Here is an 11,567-nt window from a genome sequence, read left to right on the forward strand (position 1 = left end):
GGGGATCAAGCTGTCTTTCTTTGCCGTGATGTCCACAGCTTTGCCAACCGGAATACGGCGCGGCTTCTCTAAAGAATGGGGTAGCTGGGTATCCTAAAAGCTGGGGTTACGGCATCCTTCTTTATTCATGGGGATGAAGTGGCTCAAGACATAACGGTCATTCTAAGACCTAGGAAAGAACTCTTCAGCCTTGACCGTGAGGGGATGTTTATTCTTTGCCTACGGTTGGTTCACTATTTAAGCAGGTCTTGTCAAAGCGAGCACACCGAGTTTGAAACAGCAACTACTCCGCCTACTTGAGTTTTGGCGCCGCCGCTTTCCCCACAGCCTGCGCACCCAGGTGGCATTGGTCATTGCCAGCCTTTCGTTTGTCCCCAACTTGGTTTTCATCCTGTCGGTGCAGTGGATCTGGCCCGACACGCAGTTCAGCACTGAAGGGATCCTCCTGCTGCTGTTGTGGATCCCGTTGCTGGCGGTGCTGTCGGCGGTGGTGGGCTATGCTCTGTCCTCCATGATTTTGCGCCCCCTCACCCTGCTGGCCCGCGAGTTGGCTCATTTGGAAACCTTGATTAACCAGCCCGCCCGTTGGAATCTGCTGCTCCGCCCCGGGGATCCCCAGGAAGCCCTGATCTTGCGGCAGGCTTTTGCCCAGTTGCTGCGCCAGATCCAGATCGATCAAATGCGGCGAGAAGCCTTTACCGCTACCCTCGTTCACGACCTCAAAACCCCCCTCATCGCCTTTGGGCACCTGCTGAGCGCCTTTAAACAGGATCAACAGCTCGAGCCGGAGCAACGTCGCGCTCTGCTGGATCGCATCCTGCAGGAAAATCAACACAATCTCTCTCTGGTGCAGAAAATGGTGGAGGCTCACCGCCTGGAGCGGGGAGAGATCGAGTTGCATCCTCGGCCTTGTGATCTGGGATCCCTGGCCAGAAAGGTGGCCGAGCGCATGGGATCCCTGGCCCAGGAGCGGGGGATCGATCTGCGAGTCGAAGGAGAAGGGTGGGGCAACGCCGATGAGGCAGAGCTGGAGCGGGCGCTGGTGAATCTGGTGGACAACGCCTTGCGCTACGCACGCCATGCGGTGGTGTTAATCGTCAGCCCCCACCAGATCCAGGTGCAGGATGATGGCCCCGGCTTGCCGGCTCCCCTAGAAGAGTTGGCCCAACCCTACGTGACCCAGCCCATTCACATTGCCGGCCACCACTACCCAACCGGCTCAGGAGGTCTGGGGCTATATATCGCCAGGCGCATCCTGCAGGCCCACGGGGGGGACTTGCGGTTGGTCGAGACGGGATCCCAAGGGACTGCTCTAGCCCTGGTGTTGCGCTAACCCAATAGATTGGTGCTGAACAAGACTGGTGTAGTCATTTTAAGTGACATACTCCCGCACTCATGTTGATGCAAAGCGCTCCGCGCCGCTAAAGCGAGAGAGTGCGGGCTTCAAGGACTCCGTCCCGCTGACGCGAACAGTGACTCCGGTTAGCGCTCCGCGCCGCTAGCGCGAAAAGGACATTTCCTGGGCTTAAGGACTACGTCCCGCTAACGCGAAAAGGACGGGATGCCCCGCCCCTGTACTTGATGTCTATAGCGGCAGTGTATAAAACCCCGCTACTTTTTATGGCACCAGTAAGGACAAAACATCATGTCCCCGCCTTTCATCCCGACCCTCACCCTGGATAGTGAATAGTGGATAGTGGTTAGTGGATAGTGACTATTCACTATTCACTAGCCACTAACTAATAGAGGGCGGGGCTTCCCGGCGGTGTAGCTAGCGGTAACTAACGGGGGTGCAGGGGCAATCAGTCCTGCACTCTACCCGCAGGGTAAGCACCGGGATACAGGGATCCCCGCCATACCTCTGAGCGAAATCTGTTGAGCGAAATCTGTAGTAAAACCTACTTATGCTGGCGGTAACCTACAAGTACCGGATTGATCCAGATGCCTCTTGCTCTTGTCCGGTGGACAGGGGTTCCTGGGTGCAGGAGTCCATCCTGTCTGCCGATGCACCGTTCCCTGTGGATTAGACTTGTTTTGCAAGCTGGCAGTAGCCAGGGAGGCTGGGGAAGGGAAGCCACTTGTCCAGTCGTTTTGTCGGGGGTTGTAGACCCAGACAAGTGGCGTGGGGCAGGAATGCCCAGCCGCGAGGTAAGGACTCCGTCCTGCTGACGGGAAGGGTGGCCCGCGCTCTGTCCGTAGGACGAGCGCCGGGAGGATGTCACGGTGCATGAAGGGTGGGATCCTCTGCACAAGCGTTCGTGAGGTTGGGTTCATGTCTTCCGTGCTGTGGCAAGCGATTGGGTATGCCTGTGGGATCTCGCTGGGGCTCCTAGGCTTGGTTGCCCTGGTCAACGTTCTTGTGGGGTGGCTGGATCGGCAGACCTCAGAGACTCCGGAGGAGCCGACCGAGTCGCCAGAACCCTGCAGCACAACGGAGGGATCCCCGTCGGCATGAGTGACAGGGTTCGCGTTCACGTCTGGGTACGGGGGCGGGTTCAGGGGGTGGGGTTTCGCGCCCACACCGAAGCCATGGCCCGCAATGCCGGTGTTGGCGGCTGGGTGCGCAACTTGCGGGATGGTCGCGTCGAGGCCGTTTTTGAAGGATCCCCTGCTGCGGTGGAGGCCATGCTGCGCTGGTGCCAACAGGGCAGCCCCGGTTCGGTTGTGGAGGCCATTGAGCAACGTTCCGAGCCGCCGGAAGGTCTACCCACTTTTGAGATTCGCCCTACCGTTTGAGGAAGTTTCGCTGTTCTGAGGATCTGCTTCAAGCTGGGCTGCTCCGGCCTCGTCCTGGGTTCTGGGCTGCCGTCCCCAGAAACTGTCTGTGAGCTGGGATCCCCCAAGGTCGCACTAGAATGGTTACACCGCAAGTTTTTCCCATCCCATGACTGTTGCTGCCCCCGCCAAAGTGCAATACGAAGCTGTGATTGGGCTGGAAGTTCACTGCCAGCTCAGCACTCGCTCCAAGATCTTCTCCAGCAGCGCGACAGCCTTTGGCGCTCCCCCCAACACCCAGATTGACCCCATCTGCATGGGCCTGCCCGGCACCCTGCCGGTGCTCAACGAAAAGGTGCTGGAGTACGCGGTCAAAGCGGGTTTGGCCTTGAATTGCACCATTGCCCCCTACAGCAAGTTCGACCGCAAGCAGTACTTTTACCCCGACTTGCCCAAAAACTACCAAATCTCCCAATACGACCTGCCGATTGCTACCCACGGCTGGATTGAGATCCAGCTCAGCGACGGTCGTACCAAGCGCATCGGCATCACCCGTCTGCACATGGAAGAAGATGCGGGCAAGCTGGTCCACGCTGGCAGCGACCGCCTATCGGGATCCAGCTATTCTTTGGTGGATTTCAACCGAGCGGGGGTTCCCCTCATCGAGATCGTCAGCGAGCCGGACATCCGCAGCGGGGAAGAAGCGGCAGAGTACGTGCAAGAGCTGCGCCGCATCCTGCGCTATGCCGGGCTGTGCGATGGCAACCTGCAGGAGGGATCCCTGCGCTGTGATGTGAACATCTCGGTGCGTCCGCTGGGATCCCAGACCTTTGGCACGAAGGTGGAAATTAAAAACATGAACTCCTTCAACGCCATCCAACGGGCCATCGAGTACGAGTTCAACCGCCAAGTCAAGGCTGTGGAGGCAGGCGAGCGGATCGTGCAAGAGACCCGCCTTTGGGAAGAAAACAGCCAGCGCACCATCAGCATGCGCAAGAAAGAGGGATCCAGCGACTATCGCTATTTCCCCGAGCCCGATCTGCCGCCCATTCGCGTTACCGAAGCGCAGAAAACCCGCTGGCAGGCAGAGCTGCCGGAATTGCCCGGTGTGAAGCGGCGACGTTATCAGGAGGTGTACGGCCTCTCGGTGTACGATGCCTGCTACCTCAGCGATGAACGCAACACCGCCGAATACTTTGAAGCCGTGATCGCCGCCGGTGCCGACCCGAAAGCAGCCGCCAACTGGATGATGAGCGACATCGCCAGCTACCTCAACGCCCACAAGCTGGACTACCCCGACATTGCCCTGAAGCCGGAAACCCTGGCCGAGCTGATTGGCCTCATCGAGCAGGGCACCATCTCCAGCAAAATCGCCAAGGAGATCCTGCCGGAACTGCTGGAAAAAGGCGGGTCGGCCCGCGCCCTGGTGGAAGCCAAAGGCATGACCCAAATCTCGGATAGCGCTCTGCTGGGGCAGATGATCGCCGAGGTGCTGGCAGAAAACCCCGAGCAACTGCAGCAGTATCGGGGGGGCAAAACCAAGCTCTTCGGCTACTTTGTCGGGCAATTGATGAAAAAAACCCAGGGACGGGCGGATCCAAAGCTGGCCAACGACCTGCTCAAGCAACACCTCGACGGCTAGCTCCAAGCATCGGTGAGGGAATAGCCCAACTCCTGGATCATGCGCCGCAGCAGGGGCAAACTCAGCCCGATAACATTGCCGGGGCACCCCTCGATCCGCTCCACAAACAGGCTGCCACGACCATCGATGGCAAAACAGCCAGCACAATTGAGCGGCTCACCGGTGGCCACATAGGCGCGGATTTCCTCGTCGCTGGGCTTGGCAAAAAACACCCGCGTCACCGCATAGTGGGTGAGGCGACGGTTCTGCTTCGTGTCAATTAAGGCATGGCCTGTGTAGAGCTCTCCCACTTCGCCCCGCATTTGCCGCAAGCGCCGTTCCGCCTCTAGGGCATTGGGCGGCTTACCTAGGATCTCGCCATTTAGGTAGAGCACAGAGTCGGCCCCCACAACCAAGACGGGCTCCCGTTGCTGGGCCGCCACCACTTCGGCTTTCGCCGAGGCCAGCTTCTGCACCAGCTCCACGGGATCTGAGCTTTTGATTTGGCTTTCGTCAAAATAGCTGGGCTGAACGCGAAAAGGGATCCCGGCAGCCTTTAACAATTGGCGGCGGGCAGCGGATTGCGAGGCCAGTACGATAGGAGGCAACATCGACTCAACACCTAATTAACACCCAAAGCCTGGACGTTTGCTTAGGGGAAGTTCGCTCTGTGAGCTAGTTTCCATTAGCTTAGTTAGTATGCGCCTGATGGGCGTTGAAAGGAAACTCTCTCGATATCTTCCCAGCCGGATCCTGTTTGTGACCACTGTACCCTCACAGGCCCCCACCCCAACTGATCTCGATCTTGCCCGTTCCGGGATCCTCCAGCGCTATTGGGGGGATCAAGACACTCCGGAAAGCCGCTGGGTGAACTTGCTGGTGGCGGCGCTGGTTTTCTGTTCGTCCACCTTCTTTGTGGTGGAAACCTATCCCGTTCCCCCTGAGGTGCGTCTTGGGCTGGAGCGGGTGGATCGCCTCATTCTCGGCCTGTTTGTGGTGGAATATCTGCTCCGCCTGGCGGCGGCCCCGCAAAAGCTGCGCTACGTCTTCAGCCTCTATTCACTCATCGATTTGCTGGCCATTTTGCCCTTTTTTGCCGGGCTAACCGATATTCGCTTCATCCGCCTCTTGCGCTGGTTTCGCATCCTGCGGCTGCTGCGCTTGGTGGAGGGCAAAACCCTGTTTGGGCAAGTGATCTCCGCCGATAGCCGCATTTTGCTGCGCATTTTCTTCACCCTCTTTGCCATTGTTTTCGTCTACTCTGGGCTGATCTACCAGGTAGAACATCCAGTGAATCCTGGCGCTTTTGCCACCTTTTTGGATGCTTTCTACTTTTCCGTCGTTACCATGACCACGGTGGGGTTTGGGGATCTCACCCCCACTTCTGAGCTGGGCCGGCTGCTGACAGTGTTGATGATCTTGACGGGCATAGCCCTGATCCCTTGGCAAGTGGGGGAGTTGATCAAGCAACTGGTAAAAAGCGGCAACTCGGTACAGTGGGCCTGCCCAGGCTGTGGCCTCTCCCAGCACGATGGGGATGCCCAATTCTGCAAGCGCTGCGGCACACTGCTCTATCCAAGGGATTGAGGCTGTTGGCCAATTTGGGGCAAAGACAGGATAGGCTAGGACGGGTTGCAGGAGGATCTGCGATGTTGGCCCACCCCGAGCTAACCATCCCCGGCAAGCTGAACGTGAAGGCGGGCGTGGCGATGCTGGTTGCCGCCATTGTCCTCGGCTGGATCCTCAGCCAAGTTCAGCCGTTGCCGCTCGCCCCCCAGGAGGCTTCGGGGATCCCTGCCGAGCCCCTCCTCTGGCAGGAGGTGCCCAAACAAAAGTACGCCTGGCACATTTGCTACGCCTTTTTGGGCAACATGGGGTTGATCAACATCGGCGGCGGACTGGCCCTGGTGGTGCTGGGATCCCGCTTTACGGCTGGGCAAATGCTCTCGCAAATTCTCCTGTTGGGGGGAATGCTGCACCCGGCTTCTTGGGCTTTGGTGGCCCTGACGGGGCTGGAAGGGTGGGGCTGGCTGGGTAATGCCGGAGCCGCAGCGGTGGCGGTGGTGGTGATGGTGTTGTTTGTTTACCTGGTCTTGGCCACCTGCCGTTCCCTACAAGCCGTCCGAAGGCTGACCCAATCCCGAACCTGCCGTTAGCCCCAGTTGGGGAAAGCTGAGAAATCGTTTAAGATAGTTAACGGCAACACTCTAAACAACCGGACGGTGCTCTGCATGGCGGTGCAAGAGGAGGTTTTTTTTGAGGGCGGCCCCCACAGTGGCGATTTGGTGTTGAACTCCTTCATTGGGGCTACACTTGTCGGCTTGCCTCTGTTTGTGGGGGCACTGGTGCGTAAGCTGTGGGTACACTATCGGATTACCAATCGTCGCATCACCGTGATTGGGGGATGGGGCGGCAAGGAGCGCTCAGATGTAATCTACGGCGAGATTGCCAAGGTGGTTATGGTGCCCCGTGGCTTGGGCGTGTGGGGAGACATGGTGCTCACCCTCAAGGACGGCAGTCGCCTGGAGATGCGGGCCTTGCCTCGCTTCCGCGAGATCTACAACTACATCAATGAGCGGATCGACGAGAAAGCCAAGCAGGTGAGCGGCCCAATTGGCAAAAAGCGCCGCTCTGCCAAGTCCTGACCGTGCCTGAGCCTTGGGGATCCCTTCCTGTGGCTGTCCCCACTCTTCCCAGCCGGGATCCCGCTTGGCCTGAGCGCCTGGCCCTGGTGCACGAGTACCTGATCTGGCCGGGGGGATCGGAAAAGGTTTTGCAGGAGCTGGTGGCTTTTGCCCCACAGGCCCCCCTTTACGTTAGTCTCTTCTCGGCTCACACCCTGCCGCCGAGCTGGCAGGAGCTGTCGATTCACACCTCCTTTTTGCAAGGCTGGGCCAAGTGGCTGGGGGTGCTGCGCCCTGATTACCATGCCCGCCTCAAGTATCTGCTGCCCTGGATGCCGTTGGCCTATGAGAGCTTCGACTTTTCGGGGTATGACTGTGTGATCTCCAGCAGCCACGCCTTTGCCAAAGGGATCCTGACGGGAGCCTCTACCCTGCACCTGAGCTACATCCACAGCCCCACCCGTTACCTCTGGGAGAACCGGGAGCTGTATCTGCAGCGAGAAGGGCTGGGGAGAAGCGGGCCTGTTGGCGCAATTGGCCAATGGCTGCTGCACCGCCTGCGCCAGTGGGATTTTCTGGCAGCTCAACGTCCAGATCTGTTGATCGCCAACTCCCAGCACATTCGCCGCCGCATTGCCAAGCTCTATCGCCGCGAGGCTGTGGTCATTTATCCGCCCGTTCCGCTGCAGGGGTTGGAGCCGGTGGCGGATCCCAGCGCCGATTATGACCTGGTGGCAGGCCGACTGGTGCCCTACAAACGGGTGGATCTGGCGATTGCCGCCTGTGAACGGCTGGGTCGTCGGCTGCTGGTTGTGGGCGAAGGGCCGGAGCTGGCTCGGCTCAAGCGACTGGCGGGGCCGCAGGTGGAGTTTTTGCCCCATCAGCCCCCCGATCGTTTCCGGGAACTGCTAGCCAATTGCCGGCTGCTGCTGTTCCCCTGGGAGGAGGATTTTGGCCTAGTGGCAGTGGAGGCCCAGGCCTGCGGCCGCCCCGTGGTCGCCCTCAACCGGGGAGGTGCCCAAGAGACGGTCATCCACGGCCAAACCGGCATCCTCATTCCCGAGGCCAGTGTGGAAGCGCTGGTGGAAGGGCTGCGGCAGGCGGATCGACAGGAATGGGATCCGCAGCGGATTCGGGCCCATGCTCTGCAATTTGCCCCAGAGCGGTTTCATGCCCAGCTGGGAGCCCTGTTGCGCTGGGCTTGGCCTCGTTTTCAAGCTGGAGAACGGTTGGATCCCCGAGAATGGAGCGCTCAGTAGGGCCGCCGCTGCACAAAAGTCGGCAACTCAATCCGGTTGCGACTGCCCGTTTCCCCTCCTGCCCGTGAAGCGGCCAAAGCGGAGCGTTTCAGGAGCCTTTCTGTCCGTTGGCGCCAGCCGAGCGGGGCACTTTCTTCCCGCTCGTCCAGGGTGAGCGGCGGGATCCCTGGGGTGGGTGTTCTCCAGGTGGTGGCCGGGGAAGGAGCAGACTCGTCAGCCGCGGCAGGAATCCGTTCCTGGGCCCGATGATTCGACCTGGGCTCGACAACCGCTGGCTGAGGGGAAGCGGAGGCCGACTGACGCAGTGTGGCCAGTTGCTCTTCCAGTTCTTGATTGCGCTGCTGCAGCAGGGCCACTTCCTTTTCTTGGGTTTGCGCGTAGGCGTGGGCCTGCACACACTCGGTTTTCAAAGCCATCACCTGCTGCTGCAACTTCTCGATTTGCTTTTGGCTGACCAGATGATGGGCCTCGGCCAGTTCTCGCCCCCGCCGGGCTGCTTCCAGGCTTTCTCGGGTGTCCTGCACCTGCTGCTGAACTTCCTGCCACTGGGCAAGGGTGGGACGCTGGGCCAACTCTTGGATAAGCTGATCCCGCTCGGCTCGCAAAGCACCAAGCTCGCGGGTCAAAGCCTGCACCTGCTCCTCCAGGGCAAGGATTCGCTGCGCCTGTGAGGACTCTGTTTCCCTGAGGTGGGCGGCCTGGGCTGCTTCCGCTTCCAGCTTGGCAATCTGTTGGGCTTGCTCGGCCTGCTGCCGCTGACTCTGCTGCAGCTCTTCCAGCAAGGTGGCCCGCTCGGCCTTGGCAAAAGAGGCCTGTTGGCGCAGATGATCCAGCTCCGCCTGCAAGCGTGCCCATTGCTCTGGGGTAGGACGCTCTTCCAGTTCGCGAATACGTTGCCGGGCGGTGTTCAGGTCAGCTTCCATGTGTGCCTTTTCGGTTTCCAGATGGGTCTTCAAACGCTGCCATTCGGCTTCCGCTTGGCGGTGGGCAGCCTCTAGCTCCGCCCGTAGGGTTTCCAGTTCTTGTGCAGAAGGTCGAGCAGCCAACTCTTGGATTTGCGCTTGCAATTGTGCTTTTTCCTCCTCTAGCTGCTGTACACGGAGCTGCAGTTGGGCTTGCAAAAGCTGCACCTGCGGCAACTTGACGGCGTATTCTCCCAATTGGTTGGCCTGCTGTTTCAGCTCCAGGAGCTCCTGCTGCAGTTGGTAAAATCGGGCCGGATCGACGCGCCGCTGCAATTCCGCCTTGAGGGTTTCAATTTCCGTCTGACTGGTTTGCAACTGCTGCTGCAGAATGTGGTAGTGCTCCAGCGTTGGACGGCGCTCCATTTCCCACAGGAGATTCTGCAGTTCTTCGATGTGCTGTTGCTGAAGCTGAAAAGCCTCTGGGGTAGGGCGCTGGGCCAGCCGCGCTTTCTCCTCTTGACACGCTTGCAAAGCTTGATCCCGCTCTTGAATCTGGGCCTGTGCTTCCAGCAGTTGATGTTCCAGGCGATGGATGCACTCAATCTGCTGCAATGACAGCGCTTCCGATTCGGCGAGGGATCGCTCTAGGTTGCGCACCCGCGCCCGCAAGGCTTTTAGCTCCTCTTCCCCTTCCATATCCAGGCTGCTCGACAGGTTATGGGCCTTACTGTAGCAGATGGTTTGGGCAAAAATCCAGCTTGCCACTATATGTGGCGTGAATTTTTAGTTTTTCTCGAAAAGGACGCTAAGCCTGTTATCCCCACCCTCTATACTGAGAAGGTGAGTTTTCAGATGAACCCTGTGATGAAGCTGGGATCCAAATCCTGGGGATGGGCGCTGGGCCTGCTGGGCGTGGCCTTGGTCGGTTGTGGTGCCGATGCGCTGACGGCCAGTACTCCGCCGCCGCCTTTGATCACCAGCAGCGATATCCCTTCTGTGGTACATCGGAACGGCTTTTTGGAGCTGGGGGTTTCGGTATCGGTGCCGGGGCGGATCCCGGCGGAGCTGGCGTTTCAGGTGTCGTGGTCGGGGATTGAGGTGCAGACGCTATCGGCAGCGCAGGTGAATTGTGTGTCGGGAGAGGTGTCTTGTACAACCCGCTTCCGCATTCGCCCTCCCCTGAGCTTGGTGCCCGGCTCCTACCTGCTCAGCTTGCGGGTCTTCGACCGGTTGGGCCAAAGCGCTGTGGTGACCGGGACGGTGCTGCTCAGGGATCCCTGAGGTCGCCCTATCCTTGCCCAGCCTTGAGAAAGCGGTGCGGTTCCCGTTCCCATAAGCATTGCGTAGCAGTAGGTAGCAGTATGAGGTGCCGTAGGCATAGCACCTCTGCCCAAGCTTTGAATGGGTAAGGGATCCCTTCAGCGGGGGGGAAATACTTTTTGGCGAACATCGTCGGCGAAAGCTTCCACCGCTTCTCGGATCGCCTGTCTCAAATTGGTATAGGCCTTGGCAAAAGGGGGGAGCCGCTCGCTCAGCCCCAGCAGGTCGTGGGTGACCAAAATCTGACCATCGCAAGCCGGCCCGGCCCCAATGCCCAAGGTTGGGATCCCCACCTGGGCTGAGATTTGGGCAGCCAATTCCGCCGGCATGTGCTCCAGAACCAGGGCAAATGCCCCTGCTTGTTCCAGGCTGAGGGCCTCTTGTCGCAGACGCTCCGCCTCCGGAGTGGTTTTTCCCTGCTGGCGATAGCCTCCCAGTTGATGTTTGGCCTGCGGAGTGAGGCCGATATGACCCAAAACCGGGATCCCCCGCTGCACCAGAAAGGCCACCGTTTCCACCATGTCGGGGTAGCCCCCCTCCAGCTTGACCCCGTTGACTCCTGCCTCCTTCATCAACCGCCCTGCTGAGAGGAGAGCTTGTTCTTTGTGGACTTGATAAGTCAAGAAGGGCAAGTCGGCCACCAAAAAGGCCCGTTCTACCCCGCGGCGCACCGCCTGGGCGTGATGGAGCATCTGTTCCAGCGTCAGGGGCAGGGTGCTGGTATACCCCAAGTGGGTCATGGCCAAGCTGTCGCCCACCAGGATCAAGTCGATCCCAGCCTGATCCAAAATCTGAGCGGTGGCGTAGTCGGCAGCCGTGAGGGCCACCAAAGGTTGACCCGCCTGTTTGGCCTGGCGAAAGTGGTGAATGGATAGAGCAGCCATATCCCTATGATCTCATCTGGGCGTTCCCGCCAGCGGTGCGGAGCACTTTCCCATCAACCGCATCCCGTGGGGGAAGCAAGCTTGGCTTTGAGGCTGGGAAGAAGCAGGAGACTCGGTTTGCCGTTAAGATGGTAAAGCCCCACAGCTGACTGGAAGGGTGACAGAGTGGTTGATTGTGACGCTCTCGAAAAGCGTTGTGACTGCAAGGTCACCGTGGGTTCGAATCCCACCCCTTCCGT

General features: G+C 59.5%; 12 protein-coding genes and 1 tRNA gene. 10 read left to right on the plus strand and 3 right to left on the minus strand.

Annotated features, from left to right (window positions below):
- Positions 1-271: 271 nt before the first annotated feature.
- The 4 genes from NW829_RS08545 (at position 272) to gatB (ending at position 4,357) form a co-directional block, all read left to right on the plus strand.
- Positions 272-1,333, plus strand: a complete 1,062-nt coding sequence (locus NW829_RS08545; RefSeq protein ID WP_414413709.1) for a sensor histidine kinase — start codon at positions 272-274, stop codon at positions 1,331-1,333.
- Between the two features lie 939 nt (positions 1,334-2,272).
- The gene (locus NW829_RS08550) at positions 2,273-2,455 is read left to right on the plus strand and encodes a hypothetical protein (protein WP_041436250.1); all 183 of its coding nucleotides are present in this window, start codon (positions 2,273-2,275) and stop codon (positions 2,453-2,455) included.
- Entirely contained in the window at positions 2,452-2,736 is a 285-nt protein-coding gene (locus tag NW829_RS08555) for an acylphosphatase (RefSeq protein ID WP_414351467.1), read from the plus strand. Before NW829_RS08550 ends, NW829_RS08555 begins: the two co-directional genes overlap by 4 nt.
- A gap of 148 nt (positions 2,737-2,884) precedes the next feature.
- The gene (gene gatB, locus NW829_RS08560) at positions 2,885-4,357 is read left to right on the plus strand and encodes an Asp-tRNA(Asn)/Glu-tRNA(Gln) amidotransferase subunit GatB (protein ID WP_414416875.1); all 1,473 of its coding nucleotides are present in this window, start codon (positions 2,885-2,887) and stop codon (positions 4,355-4,357) included.
- Here the strand turns inward: gatB and NW829_RS08565 are convergent.
- A complete protein-coding gene (locus NW829_RS08565; protein ID WP_414416876.1) occupies positions 4,354-4,947 on the minus strand; it encodes a Maf family protein in 594 nt (197 codons plus the stop codon). The two genes, gatB and NW829_RS08565, sit on opposite strands and share 4 nt — an antisense overlap.
- Before the next feature lie 148 nt (positions 4,948-5,095).
- Between NW829_RS08565 and NW829_RS08570 the strand changes: the two genes are divergently transcribed.
- The 4 genes from NW829_RS08570 to NW829_RS08585 all read left to right on the plus strand — a co-directional run bounded on the left by NW829_RS08570 (position 5,096) and on the right by NW829_RS08585 (position 8,219).
- Positions 5,096-5,923 (plus strand): ion transporter, encoded by an 828-nt coding sequence (locus tag NW829_RS08570; protein WP_414416877.1) that lies wholly within the window; start codon positions 5,096-5,098, stop codon positions 5,921-5,923.
- 62 nt (positions 5,924-5,985) lie between these two features.
- On the plus strand, positions 5,986-6,492 hold the full coding sequence (locus NW829_RS08575; protein WP_011432348.1) for a hypothetical protein: 507 nt from the start codon (positions 5,986-5,988) through the stop codon (positions 6,490-6,492).
- 75 nt (positions 6,493-6,567) lie between these two features.
- Positions 6,568-6,981 (plus strand): PH domain-containing protein, encoded by a 414-nt coding sequence (locus tag NW829_RS08580; RefSeq protein WP_011432347.1) that lies wholly within the window; start codon positions 6,568-6,570, stop codon positions 6,979-6,981.
- Between the two features lie 29 nt (positions 6,982-7,010).
- Positions 7,011-8,219: a glycosyltransferase gene (locus NW829_RS08585; protein ID WP_414344757.1), complete on the plus strand. Its 1,209-nt coding sequence runs from the start codon at positions 7,011-7,013 to the stop codon at positions 8,217-8,219.
- Here NW829_RS08585 and NW829_RS08590 read toward each other — a convergent pair.
- Positions 8,213-9,820, minus strand: a complete 1,608-nt coding sequence (locus NW829_RS08590; protein WP_414416878.1) for a hypothetical protein — start codon at positions 9,818-9,820, stop codon at positions 8,213-8,215. The two genes, NW829_RS08585 and NW829_RS08590, sit on opposite strands and share 7 nt — an antisense overlap.
- Before the next feature lie 156 nt (positions 9,821-9,976).
- Here NW829_RS08590 and NW829_RS08595 point away from each other — a divergent pair, with 156 nt between their 5' ends.
- Positions 9,977-10,405, plus strand: a complete 429-nt coding sequence (locus tag NW829_RS08595; RefSeq protein ID WP_414416879.1) for a hypothetical protein — start codon at positions 9,977-9,979, stop codon at positions 10,403-10,405.
- A 137-nt stretch (positions 10,406-10,542) separates the two neighbouring features.
- Here NW829_RS08595 and panB read toward each other — a convergent pair whose 3' ends face one another.
- Positions 10,543-11,328 carry a 3-methyl-2-oxobutanoate hydroxymethyltransferase gene (gene panB, locus NW829_RS08600; RefSeq protein WP_011432343.1) on the minus strand — a complete coding sequence of 262 codons (786 nt, stop codon included), beginning with the start codon at positions 11,326-11,328 and terminating at the stop codon, positions 10,543-10,545.
- Between the two features lie 151 nt (positions 11,329-11,479).
- On the opposite strand from panB, the gene NW829_RS08605 reads away from it, so the two are divergent.
- A tRNA-Ser gene (locus NW829_RS08605) sits at positions 11,480-11,566 on the plus strand.
- The last annotated feature ends 1 nt before the right edge of the window (position 11,567 follow it).

The sequence above is a fragment of the Synechococcus sp. R55.8 genome, assembly GCF_047461895.1.
Classification (GTDB): domain Bacteria; phylum Cyanobacteriota; class Cyanobacteriia; order Thermostichales; family Thermostichaceae; genus Thermostichus.

Bases quoted from the DNA above. Each gene is read 5' to 3' on its own strand.
- NW829_RS08565 (WP_414416876.1), bottom strand. From the start codon at position 4,947: ATGTTGCCTCCTATCGTACTGGCCTCGCAATCCGCTGCCCGCCGCCAA.
- NW829_RS08550 (WP_041436250.1), top strand. From the start codon at position 2,273: ATGTCTTCCGTGCTGTGGCAAGCGATTGGGTATGCCTGTGGGATCTCG.
- NW829_RS08575 (WP_011432348.1), top strand. From the start codon at position 5,986: ATGTTGGCCCACCCCGAGCTAACCATCCCCGGCAAGCTGAACGTGAAG.
- NW829_RS08590 (WP_414416878.1), bottom strand. From the start codon at position 9,820: ATGGAAGGGGAAGAGGAGCTAAAAGCCTTGCGGGCGCGGGTGCGCAAC.
- NW829_RS08555 (WP_414351467.1), top strand. From the start codon at position 2,452: ATGAGTGACAGGGTTCGCGTTCACGTCTGGGTACGGGGGCGGGTTCAG.
- NW829_RS08595 (WP_414416879.1), top strand. From the start codon at position 9,977: ATGAACCCTGTGATGAAGCTGGGATCCAAATCCTGGGGATGGGCGCTG.
- panB (WP_011432343.1), bottom strand. From the start codon at position 11,328: ATGGCTGCTCTATCCATTCACCACTTTCGCCAGGCCAAACAGGCGGGT.
- NW829_RS08580 (WP_011432347.1), top strand. From the start codon at position 6,568: ATGGCGGTGCAAGAGGAGGTTTTTTTTGAGGGCGGCCCCCACAGTGGC.
- gatB (WP_414416875.1), top strand. From the start codon at position 2,885: ATGACTGTTGCTGCCCCCGCCAAAGTGCAATACGAAGCTGTGATTGGG.